Source organism: Stenotrophomonas sp. STEN022 (genome assembly GCF_056760155.1).
This window is the reverse complement of record NZ_JBRREG010000003.1, coordinates 42,947-61,871: the sequence shown is the minus strand read 5'-3', so window position 1 is coordinate 61,871 and position 18,925 is coordinate 42,947. Positions and strand designations below refer to the sequence as shown.

13 protein-coding genes, 1 tRNA gene and 1 pseudogene are annotated in these 18,925 nt (G+C 59.9%); 3 read left to right on the top strand and 12 right to left on the bottom strand.

What is annotated here, in order from left to right; translation table 11 throughout:
- Positions 1-5: 5 nt before the first annotated feature.
- The 9 genes from ACVOMF_RS01605 to ACVOMF_RS01565 all read right to left on the bottom strand — a co-directional run bounded on the left by ACVOMF_RS01605 (position 6) and on the right by ACVOMF_RS01565 (position 13,869).
- Positions 6-2,996: a type I restriction endonuclease subunit R gene (locus tag ACVOMF_RS01605; RefSeq protein ID WP_481507728.1), complete on the bottom strand. Its 2,991-nt coding sequence runs from the start codon at positions 2,994-2,996 to the stop codon at positions 6-8.
- Positions 2,986-4,179 (bottom strand): restriction endonuclease subunit S, encoded by a 1,194-nt coding sequence (locus ACVOMF_RS01600; RefSeq protein ID WP_481507727.1) that lies wholly within the window; start codon positions 4,177-4,179, stop codon positions 2,986-2,988. Before ACVOMF_RS01600 ends, ACVOMF_RS01605 begins: the two co-directional genes overlap by 11 nt.
- Complete coding sequence (locus tag ACVOMF_RS01595; protein WP_481507726.1) at positions 4,169-5,845, bottom strand: UvrD-helicase domain-containing protein; 1,677 nt, start codon at positions 5,843-5,845, stop codon at positions 4,169-4,171. Before ACVOMF_RS01595 ends, ACVOMF_RS01600 begins: the two co-directional genes overlap by 11 nt.
- Positions 5,842-7,752 (bottom strand): ATP-dependent nuclease, encoded by a 1,911-nt coding sequence (locus ACVOMF_RS01590; protein ID WP_481507725.1) that lies wholly within the window; start codon positions 7,750-7,752, stop codon positions 5,842-5,844. The genes ACVOMF_RS01595 and ACVOMF_RS01590 overlap by 4 nt, the downstream gene beginning before the upstream one ends.
- Entirely contained in the window at positions 7,749-9,377 is a 1,629-nt protein-coding gene (locus ACVOMF_RS01585; protein WP_481507724.1) for a type I restriction-modification system subunit M, read from the bottom strand. The genes ACVOMF_RS01590 and ACVOMF_RS01585 overlap by 4 nt, the downstream gene beginning before the upstream one ends.
- Complete coding sequence (locus tag ACVOMF_RS01580; protein ID WP_481507723.1) at positions 9,374-10,858, bottom strand: type I restriction-modification system subunit M; 1,485 nt, start codon at positions 10,856-10,858, stop codon at positions 9,374-9,376. The genes ACVOMF_RS01585 and ACVOMF_RS01580 overlap by 4 nt, the downstream gene beginning before the upstream one ends.
- Positions 10,859-10,995: 137 nt before the next feature.
- Positions 10,996-12,837 (bottom strand): N-6 DNA methylase, encoded by a 1,842-nt coding sequence (locus tag ACVOMF_RS01575; protein WP_481507722.1) that lies wholly within the window; start codon positions 12,835-12,837, stop codon positions 10,996-10,998.
- A 2-nt stretch (positions 12,838-12,839) separates the two neighbouring features.
- Positions 12,840-13,055 carry a DUF4258 domain-containing protein gene (locus ACVOMF_RS01570; protein ID WP_481507721.1) on the bottom strand — a complete coding sequence of 72 codons (216 nt, stop codon included), beginning with the start codon at positions 13,053-13,055 and terminating at the stop codon, positions 12,840-12,842.
- A 723-nt stretch (positions 13,056-13,778) separates the two neighbouring features.
- Positions 13,779-13,869 (bottom strand) — tRNA-Ser (locus tag ACVOMF_RS01565).
- Positions 13,870-14,071: 202 nt separating this feature from the next.
- On the opposite strand from ACVOMF_RS01565, the pseudogene ACVOMF_RS01560 reads away from it, so the two are divergent.
- A pseudogene (locus ACVOMF_RS01560) lies at positions 14,072-14,773 on the top strand (PP2C family protein-serine/threonine phosphatase); the annotation flags it as partial.
- A gap of 41 nt (positions 14,774-14,814) precedes the next feature.
- Here ACVOMF_RS01560 and dnaQ read toward each other — a convergent pair.
- The 3 genes from dnaQ to ACVOMF_RS01545 are packed head-to-tail and all read right to left on the bottom strand — an operon-like array spanning position 14,815 to position 16,562.
- A complete protein-coding gene (gene dnaQ / locus ACVOMF_RS01555; RefSeq protein WP_481507720.1) occupies positions 14,815-15,537 on the bottom strand; it encodes a DNA polymerase III subunit epsilon in 723 nt (240 codons plus the stop codon).
- An 8-nt stretch (positions 15,538-15,545) separates the two neighbouring features.
- On the bottom strand, positions 15,546-15,998 hold the full coding sequence (gene rnhA / locus ACVOMF_RS01550; protein WP_481507719.1) for a ribonuclease HI: 453 nt from the start codon (positions 15,996-15,998) through the stop codon (positions 15,546-15,548).
- 15 nt (positions 15,999-16,013) lie between these two features.
- Complete coding sequence (locus ACVOMF_RS01545) at positions 16,014-16,562, bottom strand: class I SAM-dependent methyltransferase (protein WP_481507718.1); 549 nt, start codon at positions 16,560-16,562, stop codon at positions 16,014-16,016.
- 116 nt (positions 16,563-16,678) lie between these two features.
- Here ACVOMF_RS01545 and gloB point away from each other — a divergent pair, with 116 nt between their 5' ends.
- Positions 16,679-17,443, top strand: coding sequence for a hydroxyacylglutathione hydrolase (gene gloB / locus ACVOMF_RS01540; protein ID WP_296247858.1), 765 nt, complete (start codon positions 16,679-16,681; stop codon positions 17,441-17,443).
- The gene (locus ACVOMF_RS01535; RefSeq protein ID WP_481507717.1) at positions 17,440-18,657 is read left to right on the top strand and encodes a lytic transglycosylase domain-containing protein; all 1,218 of its coding nucleotides are present in this window, start codon (positions 17,440-17,442) and stop codon (positions 18,655-18,657) included. Before gloB ends, ACVOMF_RS01535 begins: the two co-directional genes overlap by 4 nt.
- Positions 18,658-18,925: the final 268 nt, after the last annotated feature.

Here is an 18,925-nt window from a genome sequence, read left to right as displayed (position 1 = left end):
CCCCTTTAGTAATACTGCCGGATATAGCTGTAGGCCTTCTCGAACAGCTCTTCATCAGCATGCAGCTTGTATTTGAAGAGGGCCTTGCGCAGTGCCTTCTTGACCTCACGCTCACCGGCCTGAGTCCCTTGCCAGCCCGGGAAGCGGACCAGTCGCACGATCTCGTCGATGTCGGCGACCACGCGTTCGACCATGATGGGTGTCTCGGCCGTCTTGACCTCGTTGAACAGCTCGGTCAGCGCAGCCTTGCCACGATCCTCGTCCTCTTCGGGCGGGACCTCCTTCTCGGCTTGCAGCGTCTCCTTGGCGATCTCCAGCAACTGCTTCAGAAACTCGACGCTGTTGATCTGCCCGGATTCGAAGCGGTCCTTCAGCGCATCGAGCCGCTCCGACAGCTTCTTGAACTTGGGGTTGCCGCCATGCCCGCGCAGCCGGCGCTTGAGCTTGATCTCGATCTCCTTGGCCTTTTTAGGGTCTGGGTTCGAAAGCACTGCCTCCAGCAGATCGGCGTCCAGCACCAAGGTGTCGAGGTCATCCCGCACCGCGTCGACATGCACATTCTGGTGGATCAGCTCGATGGTCTTGGCGCCCAGGGAGTGCCAGATCAGCTTGCCGTGGCCACTGGACGGCTGCACCGACTGGTACACCTGCGACAACCACTTGTAGTCCTTCTCGAAGGGGCCCAGAACGGTGTCCGGTGACAGCGCCTCCCAGATCTTGTTGAGCACGCTGTACTCAGCAGCGAAGTTGTCCCGCACCTCATTGTTGGGCAGGCACTGCTGCGCGGCGATCAGGCCCTCATAGCCCTGCACGCTGCGGTCGCAGCCAGCAAAGAACGCCAGGCACTTCTGCATCGCGTCAGGCAGCTTGTCCTTCAGCTCCTGGATATTGCTGACCACCTGCTTGACGCTCTGGTCGTCAAATTCCAGCGCTGCTGCCACATCATCGAAGATGCCGAGGTAGTCGACGATCAGTCCGTGGGTCTTCTGTTCGGAGTAGGTGCGGTTCACTCGGCAGATGGCCTGGAGCAGCGTGTGGTCGCGCAGCGGCTTGTCCAGGTACATGGCCTGCAGGATGGGCGCGTCGAAGCCCGTCAGCAGTTTGGCCGTGACAATGATCAGCTTCAGTGGGTCGGCCGGGTCGCGGAACCGATCCAGCAGTCGCTCTTCTTCGTTGCGGCTTCGGTCGTAGGGCGCGTACTCTGGATGTTCCTTCTTGTCCGCCGCCTGCACCGACATGACGATGTCCGTAGCCTCGGGCGGCAGCAGCTTGTCCAGCTCTGCCTTGAACAGCAGGCAGGACTCGCGATCGAACGTTACGATCTGGCCCTTGAAGCCATTGGGCTCCACCTTGGTCTGGAAATGCTCGACGATGTCCTCACAGACTTTGCGGATGCGCTCGGGCGTCTTCACCAGCACGGCCATCTTGGCGGCGGTTTTAGCGAGGTTGTCCTTGTCGAGATCCGAGAGACCGCCGGTCAGGTCTTTGTACGCGGCATCCAGAGCCGCCTTGTCGATGTGCAGATCGATCAAGCGCGGTTCGAAGTGCAGTTTCAGTGTGGCACCGTCGCGGATCGACTCCTCGAAGCCGTACCGGCTCATGTAGCCTTTCTCGTCCTCGTCGGCACCAAAGGCGTAGAAAGTGTTGCGGTCGGCACGGTTGATTGGCGTACCTGTCAGGCCGAACAGAAACGCGTTGGGCAGGGCCTCGCGCATCTTGCGACCCAAGTCGCCTTCCTGCGTGCGGTGGGCCTCGTCCACCAGCGCGATGATGTTGCTGCGGTCGTTCAGGCTGCCGGTGGCCTCGCCGAACTTGAAGATCGTGGTGATGATGATCTTGCGCACGTCCTGCGCCAGCAGCTGCTGCAGCTTCTCGCGGGTATCCGCCTTTTCCAGGTTGGGAATGTCCGCTCCGGTAAACGTACCCGTGATCTGACTGTCGAGATCAATCCGGTCCACTACGATCAGCACGGTGGGATTCTTCAGGCCAGCATGCATGCGCAGCTTCTGCGCGGCAAAGACCATCAGCAGAGATTTGCCCGAGCCCTGGAAGTGCCAGATCAAGCCCTTCCTGGGGAAGCCCGCCAGCACGCGCTCGACGATCTTGTTGGCCGCTTCAAACTGCTGGTAACGGCAGATGATCTTGATGCGCTGCTTTTTCTTGTTGGTGGCGAACAGGGTGAAGCTGCCGAGAATGTCCAGCACCACATGTGGGCGCAACATGCTTTCAGCGGACAGCTTGAGCGACTTCAGCGGGTGGTGCTGACCATCGTCACCGTCGCCATCCGGATGCCACGGCCCCCAATCCTTGACCGGCAGGCCGATGGACCCGTAGTGGTAAGCCTTGCCTTCGGTCGCCACCGAGAACACGTTGCAGACGAAGAGCTCAGGCACGAACTTCTCGTAGTCGTCGTGCACCTGCACCGCGCCATCGACCCAGCTGATGCACTTCTTGACTGGCGTCTTGGCCTCGATCAGCACCAGCGGCAGCCCGTTGACCAACAACACCAGATCGGCGCGGCGCTCGGTGGGGCCTGCGCGGTAGAGGAACTGCTGGGTGACGATGTACTGGTTCTGCGCCAGATCATCCAGGTCGATCAGCCGCACCGGCACATGCTCGTTGTTGGGGCCGAAGGGCATCGAGCGCTCACCGCGCATCCAGGCGGTCATTTCCTCATTGGCGCGGATCAGGCCATCCGATCGCACCGACAGCACGATGGCGCGCAGCTTGTAGAGCACCTCGTCGGCGCGGTCGGGCTGGGCGGCAATCTCGGGGTTTAGGCGGATCAGTGCATCGCGCAGCCAGGGTTCGACCAGAACTTCCTGGATCTGGCGCGGCACCTCAGACGGAGCAGCGTAGCGCCAGCCGATGCCTTTGGGGCTGGGACCGTAGCTAGCTTGAGGTTCCTGGGCGGTGTTGGCCGGGACAGCCTTGACTGGGCCGGCGAGCAGATCGCGGACGTAGGCCTCGATGGTATTAGATTCGTTAAATGCCATTTCCGCCCCCATTCTCAATCGACCTAAGCGCATGCAGTTTCAGGTTCTGTGCAGCCGTCTTACGCGTAGCAATGTTCTTCCGAGCTGATCGAATTGCTCTCATCTCTGCCAGCAGATCATCCTGTTCTTCTACTTCCGGTACTTTGAGTGCGTGTTGGCGAATGTCAGCACCGTTGATTTTCCAGATTCCGTTTGTGGATTTGGCACGCGAGATCAGACGGTTATGAGTGCCCTGGCTGTTCCACTGCAATACCGCAAACTCCGGCCTGATGATCTTCTCGTCGAACTTGAGTCGAATCAGCAGATCTGGATAGAAACACCCTTTTGGCACGACATCGACAAGGCCGCATCTGCCGGTGAGTAGCTTGTTGCCATTTCCACGAACAACAAGTACGTCGTTTGCCTTCAGTTCAAACGCAGCAGCTTCAGCATCGGATATCTCGGCGTACTTCGTATTGCCTTCGGCAACAATACGTCCATCCCGCACGGCGCCGATGCTGAGGGTTGGATATCCACGTTCGTCAGCATTTGCTTTCGGGGATAGACCGTTCTTTGGTCCGAGTGGAACGAGTTTGTCGACCGTGATGATACGATCAGCCGGTACTGAAGCAAGCGCGTCTTCAATTCGTGAGTTTTCTAGTGCAGTTGTCGCTAGGTCAGCTTCCGAAAGCGAAGCCAAGCAGCCTTCAATGGAGGTGAGAATTTTGACGAGCCGATGCTGCTCATCCATCGGCGGGAGCATGAACTCAAAGTCCGCCAAACTTATCCAGTTCGTGCGGGGACTCAAGGAGCCTGCCGACGTACCCACGGCGTGATCGAAGAAGGCATCGGTCTGGCAAATGAATGGCAGCAGCTCCGGCAGCAAAACCTGTGCGTCCTTGGTCTCCAGCACGTAGATGTCCCCGGAACACACCCCAGAGAAATCCGCCACAGCCACCTTGCGCTGGTAAGCGCGTCGCTTTCCGAACAACACCTGTCCAGGTTGAAACACGCTGGTGAAGGTCACGCCGTCAGCGACGCTGCCCCAGCTGCGGATACGCAAATCACCGGGTTCGAGATGTTCCAGACCGACGTAGCGTTCAATGCCATCGCCCAGCGGATCTTGGCTGCGGGCTTTCGAGAGGCGCACCACGTCGCCGAATTTCACCCAATGCCAGCCGGGCTTCAGGAATTCATCCTTCATTTTCTTTGCTCACAAACGGTATGACGTAACCAAAGAACTCCTTGTGTGGAGTCCGTTCTTCCTGCCAACGATATGGATCAGAGGGCGGGGTTTTCCGGTGCTGACTCATGGTGACAACGAGCCGCCGCTTCGCTCGTGAAACACCAACAAAGAACCCGCAGCGCTCTGCATCAGGCTTGCCCCAAAAAGTCTGATTTTCAACACCTAGAATGATGACCGAGTCGAACTCCAAACCCTTGCTTTTGTGTATGGTCAGGATGCGCACGGCTTTGTCATCCGCAAAGCGTTCGAGCGCTTTAGGTAAGTCGGGCTCAAGTCTGAGCAGTTCTTCGATACGAGCCTTGGTTTCTCGTACCACCTCTTTGAGTCGATCCTGTGATTCGTAGTCGGGCGAGAGCGCCACCAAGGTTTCTCGTGGGATCTTGTTCAAAAATCCTCGCGCCGACTCCCACCAACCTGAGTGGGGCTGATCAATCAACTTCAGAAGTGATGCGCTCTTGCGCTGTGCTTTGATCAGGCGATCAAAGTCCCGGCGGGTTTTGCCCTGGATTTCATCGTCCGCAAAAGGTACCAGCAGATTCATCAGGCGCACCCATGGCTTGGGCTCACGCTTGCCGTAGATGCACGACAGGTAATCGACGACCAAGCGCGCTGCGGGCTCGGTGGTAATGTCTTGCAGCTGTTGTTCGTTGCGGTAGGGGATGCCTCTGGCTTCGAGCTGTTCAATGAGTTGATTGGCGTAGAGATCCGGTTGCTTTGAGATCAGTACGGCGATCTCCGAGTGTGGGACAAGTTCGTGATCAATCCACTCGGCAATCCGATCGGCCAAGTTCTCAGCTTCTTGTCGGCTGTTTTCGAAGCCCCAGGCGAAGACCTCTCCCTCATCCCCGGCAATTTGCTCTTCCGGCATGACCGATGCGGGGTCAAGCACGCGGATGATTTCGTTCTGCAAGCGCAGCAATCGAGGCTTGGAGCGAAAGTTGCGGTACATGTTGAGCGGAGTTGCAGCAAAATCGGCTGCAAAGGTCTGGAAGATGCCATCGAGCGCCCCGGCCCAGCCCATGATCTTCTGCTTGGTATCACCGACAGCAGTCAGCCGGATGCTTGTGCCTTGAAAGGCGAGCTTCACGAGATCGTATTGTTTGTCTGTGCAGTCCTGAAACTCATCCAGGAAGACGTCGCTGTAGGTCTGGCGAATAGCGTTCCGGGCAAGCTTTGACGTCTGAAGAATCTGAATAGCGAGGGGGATCAGATCGCTGAACTCAATCTGCTTATGCGTGACCTTCGGGCTGCCAAGTTTGTATCCTGGCTCAAGCGCATCTTTGCCGGTCAATACAGGACGGAAGCGATCAATGATGCGTTTGGCAAAGGCATGGAAGGTGTAGCTGTCAAAGCGTGAAGCGAGATCAGCACCACAACGGCGCTGCACGCGTTCTTTCAGATTCTTGCTGGCATCGACCTTGAACGAAATCGCCAGAATCCGTTTGGGATATCGGCAGGTGCCTGTGCGTAAAAGGAAGTCTGCTCGCTGCGCCAGCATCTCAGTCTTGCCTGCGCCGGGCCCAGCTGTGAGTGCAAGGCAACGCTCCTGCTCTTTTGCGGCAAGCAACGCGTTCGGTTCGAGCGTCAGCCCGTCTGCGGGCCGCCAGGCGTCGATAGCAATCACTCAGGCAGCTCCGCCAGTTTGGCGATAACGGCATCGGCCAGCCGGCTCAGTGATGCGGGCATGTCCTCCAGCAGCTCTGTATCCGTCAGTTGGGCAAGCGCCTCGATGTGGGCTGCTGGTTTGCTGCCAAGTTTGAACCGCTGGTGATAGGTGCTGAACAGATTCAGTTCATCTTCACTGTACTGGCCTGCGTCATGATGGCTTTTCCCAAGTACAGCCTTGATCGTTGATTCATCGGGCTCTTCTTCTTCGACTCCATAGGCTTCTGGGAAGGCAAGCAGCATGGCGAAATCGAGGTCTAATGGAGAAGAGAAATAAACGCCACGCTTTTCGAGCGCTTCGATATAGCAGCTGTAGTCATCGTCCCGGACCTTGTATTTTTCAGAGTCCCATTTAGGGATCTCGTAGTCATCCGGCAATTTCTTCTTGGGGCGATATAGACCTAGCTGATCGTTAACGTATTTGATTCGTCCCCAACCTGCGGCGTAACGCGCCACATCCAGATCAAGGAGCGTCAGGTAAGGGATCTGCAAAGCTGAGAGCAGGCGCCAGAAGTGATTGACGTGCCTGCCCCCCAGAGGCGCAATCGTGACTGCTGATTCATCAACTGGAGCGCCTTTGACTTGCAGCAGGCGTGGCAACACGATCTCTTCGCTATCGCCTTCGCCCAGGACGACGAGCCGCGAGAAATAGACCTCAGGAAATGCCTGGACGGCTTCCCGTACAAATTTGTGTGCGTCGTCCGTGTTTTCCGGCAATAGGATTTGAGTGACGCGTGATTGCCGATCTTCGGTCAGTCGAAGATAGCGGATGTGCTCTGGCGCAACGCGGCGCAGCATCGACGGCGCATGCGTAGCGATGAGGGCCTGGGCGTCCGGGTGCTGAACCATGGTGTTTAAGGCACTAACGATCCGCCCGAGGTAGTGCGGGGAGAGGCTGTTTTCGGGTTCTTCAACGGCGACCAGGGTAAAGACAGGTGGGCGCAATTTGTCGGGATCAAACGACGTGTCTTGCCCGGCGAGTACGGCGCGGCCGATGGCTTGAGACGACAGTGCGAGAGACAGGTACAGCATCGACTTCTGACCGTCACTCAGCCGCGAAAAATCGACCAGACTCTCATCGTGCCCAGGCGAAAATGAAACCGACATGTGGCGCAGTAAGGACTCGATCTCGGAGGCCACAAAGGTGATCTTCGGATCGGTGAAGAACTTGCCTTTGTGCAGCGTGTACCATGTTGTTTTGAGGCTTTCGCTCAACGCATTGACTGACGGGTTCATCGCCAAGCTGTCACTGATCTGATCGGTCAGCGTCTTGATCTCGTCACGCTCCGCATCCCACTTCACTGCGCGAAGCATTTTTCCTAGAAGGGCATTGGCGCCGTATGCGATGTGGTCGGCCGGATCACGCTGTGCCGGAAGATAGTGGACGTGGATTTGGTTACGCTCAGCTCTGGGAACTTGCGCAGTGCTGAGTGGCTCGCCGTCAGCATCCAGGTCCAGCACGTACGACATGGATTCTTCGATATCACCATCCACACCCAAGCTCGCATTGAGACGGTAACGAACGCGCGGAATACCGTCGAGCTCATCCAGCCGCATATGTGCAAAATGCGGGGCTACGGTTGTGTTGTCTTCGTCTTCTGCCAGCTCGGGAAAAAGGAAGTCGGCCTCGATCCATAGCTGACGCTCAGCAGGCGGCGCTGCTTCGTTTAATGGGACATGAAAGTCCGAGCGCAGGATTCGGCGTAGTGATGGATCAAAGGCAAACAGACGGCAAAGGGCTTGGAGTGCTGCTGTCTTGCCAGAGCCGTTAGGGCCGATGAGGTAAGTAATCTCCTCCAGCCGAATTTCGGTGGGCGCCGCTCCGAAGGATTGGAAGTTCGAGAGCCGGATCGTTTGAAGCTTCATTGGGTGTCCTCAGCCTTGGAAAGGCCATCAAGCGTTTCCATCAATGCGTCCATCTGAAGCCAAAATGCACGCCCTTCGGTATGCCATTGTTCCCAGGTAGAGCGTAGCGATACCGCGTCACCATTGCTGTCGGTGGCAACAGCGGCGGTAGTGCGCTTTACGTACAACGGGATCGATAGGTTACCTGCATTGGCACCGATCTCGGCCAGGGTGGCGACTTTGGCAAAGCCGGGCTCATCAGCAAAAGCATTCAAGGCGGCCAAAATACGATGCTGGTGCTCGGGCTTCAGAAAGCTCTGCGCGCGTTCCCGGGTGACCTCGTTCACCGCGTCGATGAAGATCACCTTCCCCTTGCGAGCGGCGGCCTTCTTGCGGTTGCAGATGACGATGCACGACTCCATCGGGGAGTTGTAGAACAGGTTGGGGCCCAAGCCGATGACTGCCTCGACCCAGTCCTGCTCGACCATCTTGGCGCGCATGGACTGTTCTTCGTTACGGAACAGCACACCGTGGGGCCAGAGCACGGCACTACGTCCCTTGGCCGTGAGGCTGGTCAGGATGTGCTGCTGGAACGCGTAATCGGCGCGGCCTTGCGGCGGCGTGCCAAGCGAATTGCGGCCCCACTTGTCCCTGCTCCAGGCCTCGCGATTCCATTGTTTAATGGAGTAAGGCGGGTTGGCCAGGATCACGTCGAACTGGCGCAGGCGGTCACCTTCGATGTGCTTGGGTTCTGCCAGGGTGTCACCCCGGATGATCTCGAAGTCCTCCACGCCATGCAGGAACAGATTCATGCGGGCGATGGATGAGGTAATGAGGTTGCGCTCCTGCCCGTAGAGCTTGAGCGTGCGGTACTCTCCGCCCGAGCGCTTCACTTCGTCCAGCGCTGAAATCAACATGCCGCCGGTACCGCACGTGGGGTCGTAAATCGACTCGCCCGCCTGAGGTGCAAGAAGTTGCGTCATCAAGTGGACGACGGTGCGGTTGGTGTAGAACTCGGCTGCCGTGTGGCCGGAATCGTCCGCGAACTTCTTGATCAGGTACTCGTAGGCGTTGCCGAGCTCGTCCTCTGGGACGTTGGCCACCGAGAGTGTCTGGGTCGAAAAGTGCTCGATCAGGTTTTTCAGTGTTTCATCGGGCAGCCGCTCGCGATTGGTCCAGGGGGCATCGCCGAAGATGCCGTCGAGCAGGTCCGGGTTGGCGGTCTCGATGGCGCGCATGGCCTTTTGGATGGCCGCGCCGACGTTCTTGGGCGCCTGACGGACATCGTTCCAGTGCGCCCCTTCGGGGATCTGGAAGCGGTGGTTCTCGGCAAACTGGGCATAGGAGAGGTCGCCCTTCGAGTTCGCCAGGGCCGCCTGGTATTCCTCCTCCCACACATCCGACACGCGCTTGTAGAACAGCAGCGGGAAGATGAACTGCTTGTAGTCGCCGGCGTCGATGAGGCCGCGCAGCAGAACGGCTGCGCCCCACAGGTAGCTTTCGAGTTCTTGTTGGCTGATGCGTTTGGTGCTACGAGCTTTCTCTTGTTCCATCTGGGCAAATTTTTCCTTCAGTCGAGCGCGCGCAGAATTAGCCAGTTCTTCAGTAAAGATCTTGTTGTCTTTGAATGGGCGGTCCGAACTCATTTCAGCCATCCCCCTTCAGTCATGACCTGCGCGAGCCGCTCTTCGGCTTCACGGCAGCGGGTGAGCGCGTCCTTGAATGCCGCGATGGCATCGGGCAGCGGTGGGATGTCTTCTTGCAATGGCGGCAGGACATAGCGCGAGATGTTCAGCGTCCAGTCCTCGGCTTTGATCTCGTCGAGGCTGACCACGCGGACCGCGTCCCGCACATCGGCAAAGCCGCGATACCAGCCGAGGATTTCGGTGGCGTGCTCGGGCTCCAGATAGTTTTGCGCACGACCCCGGCGGAACAGGCGTGACGCATCGGCGATCAGAACCTTTTTCCTGTGCTTAACCGGCTTGCGTTTGCGCAAGACCAGGATGCACGCGGCGAGGCCGGTGCCGTAGAAAAGGTTGGGCGCCAACCCGATCACCGCCTCGACCAGATCCATCTCCAGCAGCTTCTGGCGGATGTTGCCTTCCACACCTTTGCGGAACAGGGCGCCCTGGGGCAGCACCACGGCCATCCGGCCGCTGACGTCGGCCATCGACTTGACCATGTGCTGCACCCACGCGAAGTCACCGCTGGATGCCGGCGGCAGACCGGCAAAGTTGCGGCCGAAGGGATCGTTCAGCCACAGGTCCTCGCCCCACTTTTCCAGCGAAAACGGCGGATTGGCGATGACGCAGTCGAAGGTGGCCAGCCGGTCGCCCTCGAAGAAGGCCGGGCTGCGCAGCGTGTCACCACGCACCACATGGAAATCCTCGATGCCGTGCAGGAACAGGTTCATGCGAGCAATAGAGGAGGTGGTCAGGTTTTTTTCCTGGCCATAGAGCTTGCCCCACAGACGCTTGACGTCACCGTGGGTCTGGCGCACGTGCTCCACGGCCGCCAACAGCATGCCGCCCGTTCCGCAGGCCGGGTCATAGATCGTGTCTGCCTCCTTCGGGTCCAGCATGTCGATCATCAGGCGTACCACGCTACGCGGGGTATAGAACTCGCCGGCCTTCTTGTTGGTGGCGTCAGCAAACTTCTTGATCAGGTATTCGTAGGCATCACCCAGCTGATCGGAATCCACATCCTTGTTGCCGAAGGGCTGCATCGAGAAATGCTCGATCAGATCCTTGAGCAGCGCATCAGACAGACGCTCTTTGTTAGACCACTGTGCATCACCGAAAACGCCATAGAGCGTGTCAGGGTTGGCTTTTTCGATCTCGCGCATGGCGCGCTGCAGGGCAGCGCCGACATTGCTGGCGACCTCACGCACCTCGTTCCAATGGCAGCCCTTAAGAATCTGAAAACGATGGGATTCCGGGTACCAGGCCAACTGTTCATCGCCGGTCTCATCGACGATTTCCTGGTATTCCTCGTCCCAGACATCACAGATGCGCTTGAAGAACAGCAGCGGGAAGATGTAGGTCTTGAAATCAGCGGCATCCACGGGGCCGCGAAGGATGTTCGCCGACTCCCACAGATGGTTTTGCAATGCAGATGAAGTATTCAAATCTGTACTCATAAAGCGCCCTTGGACTTCAGTCGGCTGGACAGCTGGTTGACTCGAGAGTGACGCATCTCTCAACGTGAGACGCGCACTCTGAAATATTTCTGATGGATCATTGCCACGGGAAGCAGGTACTCGATTCAGCTCAGCAGCTCAGCCCAGAGATTTTCTGCCAAGCCAGACTGCTCTTCGCGCAGCTCATCAATACGTGCTTGCAGCTGCATCTCGTGCTGCAGGACTTCGCCAGCACGTGGCTGCTCAGCCAAGGCCACCACTGGAACTTCCAGCTTGCGCAGGGTCTGAATGGAAATCATCGGAATGGTCGAACCGGAAGTAATACCTGAAAGCACACCCTGACCCATCTTCGAACGCAGCCATAGTCCCAGCCAGCGCAGGTCTGCCTTGCCATCGGAACTGCGCAGAACGATGGCCGATTGCCCGGCAATCCAGCCACCTTGCCCAGCTGGCGGAACATCCTCCGGAACGATGCCAACCTTTCCGGTACTACCCTTGGTGATCAGCACCACATCGCCCGGACGGAGAAAGACATCGTTACCACTGCCACTGCGGCGCACAGGTAGAACGATATTGACCTTTTTCTCCGGGGTCTTGATGTAGCCGTTAGCAGGTAGGTCCTGGGCCCCTACTTCCAGCACCTCGATCGCCTCCGGGCCTTCCTGGTTGCGATCCTTGTTGGGCACAGGGTTCAACAACTCCGCGACCTCACCCAACTCAGCCGTTTCCAATCGCTGCATCTGCCCCTGCAGACGCCTCTGCGATTCCGAGACCACATAGCGCTCAACAGCGAATGAAAAATCGTTCGACTGGAGTTCTTCGAAGGAGGCAGTCACTGCCAGATCCTGGCCTAGCAGGGCACTTGCCCGCTCAGTGTCACCTTCAGAAAGTGCATTGCAGTAGGCAACGATGTCGCCGGTGTTGATCAGCGCCTTCCGGGTGCGGTTGATCGATTGGCAAAAATAGGGCTGGCCCGCATCGATGAAGCCGACCCGATCATGGGAACGACGGGTATCAAGAAGCAGCAAGCCACTGCCGATGCCAGTGTTCTTGTAGATCCCACCTGGCAAGCCAACGACCGCCGTCACCCAGCCATTTTCCAGCAGGTATTGTCGCAAGTCACGATCCCTGCCGGGACCAAACAGGAAACTGTTTGGCACAACAATCACGGCACGGCCATCGGTTTGTGCCAGGATGTGCTGGATCATCAGGCCCGTAACCGTTGCCTGCTTGATCGGGAAACGGCCATAAATGTCCTGGTTCGCCACCTCGCTCTTCGGTAGCATTCCGAAGGGTGGGAAAGACATCGCCGAATCAAATTTTTTCAGACGACCGCTTTTGATCGCTGTGGGCGTTGCCAACGGATCAGCCACCTCGCAAAGGATTTTGCCTTTGTGGAAGAGGGCAAAAAGCGCAACCAACGGCGACAGGTAAGGCGTTTCCACGAAAACTTCAATCGCTTCGCAGAGCGTCGCACTGATCAGTTGCCCTTCCATCTCCCACGGGCAGTAGACAGAACGAGCTCCGAACCCGACGGCCAATTCGGCCACCATGGCGACCAGCTCCTTGGGTAATCCAAGTGACGCATCGCGTGGCGTTGCCAGTTCTGCCGCGATATCGGCCGGCAAGAAACGCTCGAAGATGCCACCATCGGCCAGACGCTTGGCAGCAGACAAGGCGCTCTCGATATCCGTACCCGCCGCACGGGCATGGCTTGCCGCCCCGCTGAATGCATGCCCCAGCAGACCGTCAGACATGGAGAGACGGTTGAGCGCTTCGACAATTTCCCGGGAGCCACCGTGGAGCGCCGTCTCTGCCATATCGGCTGGATGAATCTGATGCTCTTCGCCGAGATGTGCCCAGACCAGCAATTGGAATGCCAGCAGTTGCGCGTCCTCCGGGCGTAGCGGCCCGCGCAGCTGATCGGTCAACTGAAACAGTACCTGCCCTGCTTTGCTGTCGGTCATGTTCAATGACTCCGACCTTCGTAGTTGTAAGTGGTCAGCTGGGATTCGCCGGCAGCAACAACGACCAAACCGCCCTTGTCCAGGATCTTGGCCAGCGTGCGTGCTGCATGCATCAGGCGCTCGGCGGCCTTGCGACTGAGGATGAGCTTGTCCCCCTGCTGCTCGCCGTACTCCATGACCAGCTGAACCATGTCCTTGTTGATGCCCCGCTGGGACATCCGCTTCTCGAAGTGAACCTTCTTTCGCATAGCACTTCGTCATCTTTGATGATGTAATCATACATCACAAAGGATCTTATATGGAATACTTTTTTCAAGAAGAGACAGTTATTTTTCCACCTTCTGCAGCTGCTCGACTGAATTGATTTGTAAGCTATTGATTTTTAAAGGAGGATAACACCGCACCTACAGCTCCCCCTTCATCTACTCCGCCCACAAAGCTTGCCAGACCAAGAGAGAGAATGAAGGTGCGCCTGCTCGCCTGCATCCTAAGCGTCGCGACCAAGGGCCAACCAACCAATCGCGCAACGCTACGGCGCATTGAAGCCCCGGAGCTCTAGCCTGACATCATGACCCACCTCGAAAGAACGACGTCTCCCGCCATCAGTAGCGGGGCGGTTTAGAGTCTAGGGGGCGACGTTACCTACACGCAGGCTGTCCAGATAGTCAGCTCACGCCTGCACCTCCGCCTTACGCAGCTCGCCAGGACGAGTAAAGACCAGCGGAGCCAGTCGCAAGGCGCGCAGCGTCGTGAACTGCCCAGTCTAGCGATCGATGGCATGCAAACGCCCCTTTCAGCAAGGCATATCTGCGCTAATTGCAGGCGTGCAGACGTCCAGAGTGATCCAGCAGCAGCCAGCTCCTCATGGCATACCAGATGGCATACCAGCCAGGCCATAAATGAAAAAAGCCCTTGGATATCAAGGGCTTAGTTCAAGTATCTGGCGGAGAGGGGGGGATTCGAACCCCCGAGGCGCTATAAACGCCTGCCTGATTTCGAGTCAGGTACATTCAACCGCTCTGCCACCTCTCCAGATGTCCCCGGCGAACCGGGCTGCGAATGATAAGGGGCATCAGCTGCGCGGACAAGCGGTTTTTAACAAAAAAGCACTATTGGCCATCCAGGCGCTGCATTCCGCCAGCCAAACGAGTGTCTGCGGGCGCTTGCCGTACACCTCCATGAACGCGATGATGCAGTGACCTTCACAACTGAAACACCGCCCGCTCGGGCACTCATGATCGAATTCGGACACCTCAGTCACGTCGGCCTGCGCCGCCAGCTCAATGAAGACACCTACTACGGTGACGGCGAGCTTGGCTTGTGGCTGGTGGCCGACGGTATGGGCGGCCATGCCTGCGGCGAGGTAGCCAGCGCCCTGGCGCGCGAAACCATCGTCCGCGAGGTACGCAATGGTGCCTCGCTGGTGCAGGCCATCCGCACCGCCGATGAGGAGATCATCCGCAGCTCCCGCCGCCGCAACGACAGCCTGCCGATGGGCACCACCGTGGTGGCCGCACGCGTGCAGGGCAATCGCTTCGAAGTGGCCTGGATTGGCGACAGCCGCGCCTATCTGTGGCGCGACGGCAAGCTGGGCCAGCTCAGCCAGGACCACAGTTATGTGCAGGAACTGATCGCCCAGGGCACGCTCACCGCCGAGCAGGCCCGCGCGCATCCGCACCGCAACGTGGTTACCCAGGCATTGGGCGTCACCGATCCGGCGCACCTCAACGTCGCCACCACCACCGGCGAACTCCGCCCCGGCATGCAGCTGTTGCTCTGCAGTGACGGGCTTACCGAAGAAGTCGACGATGCCGGCCTCACCGAGGCACTGGCCCACGGCGATTGCAGCGCGCAGGAATGCGTGGATGCGCTGGGCGCCGCCGCACTGGATGGCGGCGGCTCGGAAACCGCCCCGGTCGTCCTGGGCCGCGGCCACTACGCCAGGGGAATTCCATTTCATTCAACGACCGGCGCGACTCAGGCCGGCTCGCTCGGCGCTGGCTCGCCGTCCCACCACGCATGACCGGCTTTCTTGCGCAGCCTGGCCAGGCGCGCCTCGTGCGCCTCCTGCTCGGAGGCGGTCACCAGTACGCGGGGGCGCGGCAACAGCGCCGACACGTCGAACGTCTGTACAACACCGCCGGCACTGGTCGATTCGGCTTCCGGCTGACCAAAACCAATTTCCTCCTGGCCCGAGGTCAGCGCGATATAGACGTCGGCAAGGATCTGCGCATCGAGCAGGCCGCCATGCAGCGTGCGGTGGGCATTGTCCACGCCCAGCCGCCGGCACAGCGCATCCAGCGAGTTGCGCTGGCCGGGATAGCGCTCACGGGCCATCGCCAGGGTATCGGTCACCGTCACCCGGTTGGCCAGGCGGCCCTTGCCGGCCAGGCTCATCTCGTTTTCAAGGAAGCCCATGTCGAACGAAGCGTTGTGGATGATCAGCTCGGCGCCATCCACATAGGCGAGGAACTCATCCACCACTTCTTCGAAGCGCGGCTTGTCGGCGAGGAAGTCCAGGCTCAGGCCGGTGACTTCCGCCGCGCCGGATTCAAAGTCGCAATCCGGCTTCAGGTAACGGTGGAAATTGTTGCCACTGGGCCGTCGCTCAAGCAGCTCCACGCAGCCGATTTCGACCACGCGGTTGCCCTTCTTCCATTCCAGGCCGGTGGTTTCGGTATCAAGGACGATCTGGCGCATCGGCTACCTCAGTTGCTCGCGGCGCCAGCGCGCACGCGGATTGCAGCATCGCGGGCCAACTGGTCCACGCGTTCGTTGTCCGGGTCACCGGAATGGCCTTTGACCCAGCGCCAATCAATCTGATGGCGCTGGGTGGCTTCATGCAGGCGCTCCCACAGGTCACGGTTCTTGACCTGGTCACCGCCAGCGGTCTTCCAGTTGCGACGCACCCAGCCCGGCATCCACTCGGTGATGCCCTGGCGCACGTACTGCGAATCGGTGAACAAGGTGATGTTGCAAGGCTCGCTGAGCGTTTCCAGGCCCATGATCGCGGCCATCAACTCCATCCGGTTGTTGGTGGTATGTGCTTCGCCACCGGCCAGCTCGCGCTCATGGCCCTTGTAGCGCAACAACGCGCCCCATCCGCCGGGGCCTGGATTGCCGAGGCAGGCGCCGTCGGTATGTACTTCAATTGACTTCATAGTGTTCCGTTGAATTCAGGTCGCCACCGGGCCGCGCCAACTGACGCGACTGGCCTTGATCGGGCCGATGTAAGCCTCGGTGCGTTTTTCAGCTTCCAGCACGCACAAGGCGCGCAGGGCCGGCAAAGCCGTGCCCGGGGTGTTGCCCGACTGCGTCCATAGCGGGCCATAGTGCCGCAGCGAGCGACATCGTATGCCTTGCCGCTGCAATAGTGTCCTGCAACGTGTCACCGAGGGTGGCCGCGCGCCCTGCCACTGCCAGTGCGCGCGGTAGGGACTGCAGCGGTTGAGCAGGGTCACCCAGACCCGACCGCCGGGCATCAGCACCCGCGCGCATTCGGACAACAAGGGTTCCAGCTCCTCGGCCGCCGGGTGCTCGATGACGATCGCCTTGATCGACTCGCTGGGCAGCGGCAACGGCAGGCTGCAGCGCACATCTCCTACCCAGCCGGGCGTTTGCGGATTGCGATGCAGGCGCAGGCCACGCCCCTGTGGAGGCGGATCAGGCAGCCAGGAAGCGTCTGGTGCCAGCCACAGCCACGGCGGCGATGGAAATCCGCGCATTTGTTCAGACAGCAGCCGCTGCTCCCATTCGCGCATCGCCTGCGCCCCGGCTTTCTCAAACCAGGGCGAGACTGCAGCTTGACGGGGGGACGAGGCGGCAGGCATTTTTCAATTCTATGCGACTGATCGCCCTGCCCGCATTTCAGGACAACTACATCTGGGCGCTGCAAACGCCCGATGACCGCACGATTTTCGTCGACCCTGGCCAGGCCGGTCCGGTTTTCGAGGCCGCTGCGCAAGGCATGCAGCCTGCAGGTGTCCTGCTCACCCACCACCACGACGACCATATCGGCGGGGTGGCGGAGTTGCGCGAGCGCTGGCCGCGCTTGCGGGTCATCGCGCCGGTAGATGAACGCATCGCTCTGGAATGTGAACGAGTCAGCGAAGGCAACCGGGTAGAATTGTCGGGCTTCGACTTCAGCGTGATGGAAGTTCCCGGTCACACCCGAAGCCATATTGCCTACTACGGCCACGACCATTTGTTCAGTGGCGACATGTTGTTCAGCTTGGGCTGTGGACGCATGTTCGAAGGTACGCCGGCCCAGATGTTGGCCTCGCTCCGGCGAATGGCCGCCCTGCCCCCACAGACACTGGTCTGCTGCGGGCACGAATACACGCTGGCCAATGCCGTGTTTGCGCGGCATGTCGACCCCACCAACGCGGCATTGCAGCGCCGCCAACAGGAAGCCTCGGACATGCGCAGCAGTTCCCGTCCTACCGTTCCCGCCATCCTGGCAAGCGAACTGGAATGCAATCCGTTTCTGCGGACCGCCGATACCGCCATCGTTGCAGCGATCGCGGCGCGGCTTGGTCGCGCGCCCACCGACGAGGTGGAAGTCTTCGCCGAATTGCGGCGGTGGAAAGACGGTTTTCGCGCATGAGGCGGCTCTGCCTGCCGTTGGCGCTGGGGATGTTGTTGGGCACGGGCAGCGGCACGCTGGCCGCGCAGACGCTTCCAGTCAGCGCCGGCATGACCCAGAACGTCGCCGCGCTCACTGCATTACCGTTGGACCCGGCCTCGCTGCCGGCCCCGACCACCCGTAACGGCCGCGAGATCTTCGCCAACTTCCGTGAGGGCCTGGCCGCACCACAGTGCGACGCCGAAGCCACCAGCGCACGCTGGCGCAAGCAGTTCTCGCACGCCCCGTCGCGACTGGGCAATGTCGAGGACGATGCGCTGCCGCTGTTCGGCTACGTCGTCGACGAGCTGCGCAGCGCCGGCCTGCCGACTGAATTCGCGCTGATCCCCTTCGTGGAAAGCGGCTACCGCCCCGGCGCCCGCAACGCCAGCGGCCCGGCCGGGCTGTGGCAGTTCATCGCCACCACCGCGCGCAACCACCGCGTGCCGATGGAGAAGGGCTATGACGGCCGCCTGTCGGCCGTGGATTCCACCCGCGCCGCGGTGCGCTACCTGAAGACCCTGCACGGCATGTTTGCCGGTGACTGGCAGCTGGCGGTGATGGCCTACAACGCTGGTGAATACCGCATCCTGCAGTCGCTGCGCCGCGGCGGCATGAACGCACAGAACGCCACGGCTTCCGAGCTGCCGGGGCTGTCGCCGATCACCTACGCCTATGTTGAAAAGCTGCATGCCCTGGCCTGCGTGCTGGAACAGGCCGAGAACGAACCCGACCTGATGGCGGCGCTGGACCGGCAGGTGCCGATCCTGAAGGGCCACACCCTGCCGGCCAACACCACCTTGGCCGCCTGGTCGGCGCAGAATGCGCTGGATCCGGCCCGCATCGCCCGCCTCAACCCCGCCCTGACCAGCTCGCGCTCCGGTACCCGGGTGTTGGCACCGGCTGCGGCCATGGGCAGCGTGGAGAGCGACAACAGCGACAGCGTGCTGGTAGCCACCCGCGACGCGGCACCTGCCGCAGCGACGCCCGTCGCCAGCCGCCGTCCTGCTGCTCCCTCGCGCGCGGTCGCCTCGGCCAGCACTGGCAGCCGCCACACCGTCCGCAGCGGCGAATCGGCCTGGACCATCGCCCGCCGCTACGGCATTTCGGTGAAGACCCTGCTCTCGTCCAACAACCTGGATGCCAGCGCGGTGCTGAAGCCGGGCATGGTGCTGCGTTACGACGAGGCGCGCTGAGCCACCGCTCTCAAATGAAAGCAGAACCAGAAGCCCGGCCAAAAACCGGGCTTCTGCGTTTGATGTTGAGCTTCTGCGTTTGATGTAGTGCCGAGCCATGCTCGGCAGGGGCTTTGCCGCTGACCTCTTCGCTTGTGGGAGCGGTGTGAGCCGGGAAACTGGTGATCTTTACGGTTGCGCGGATGCCGGCGATTTCATTGCTGCCGGCTTCGCGGCTGACGCAGCTCCCACAAACTGGAAGAACACCGGTAACGCCCCTGCCGAGCAT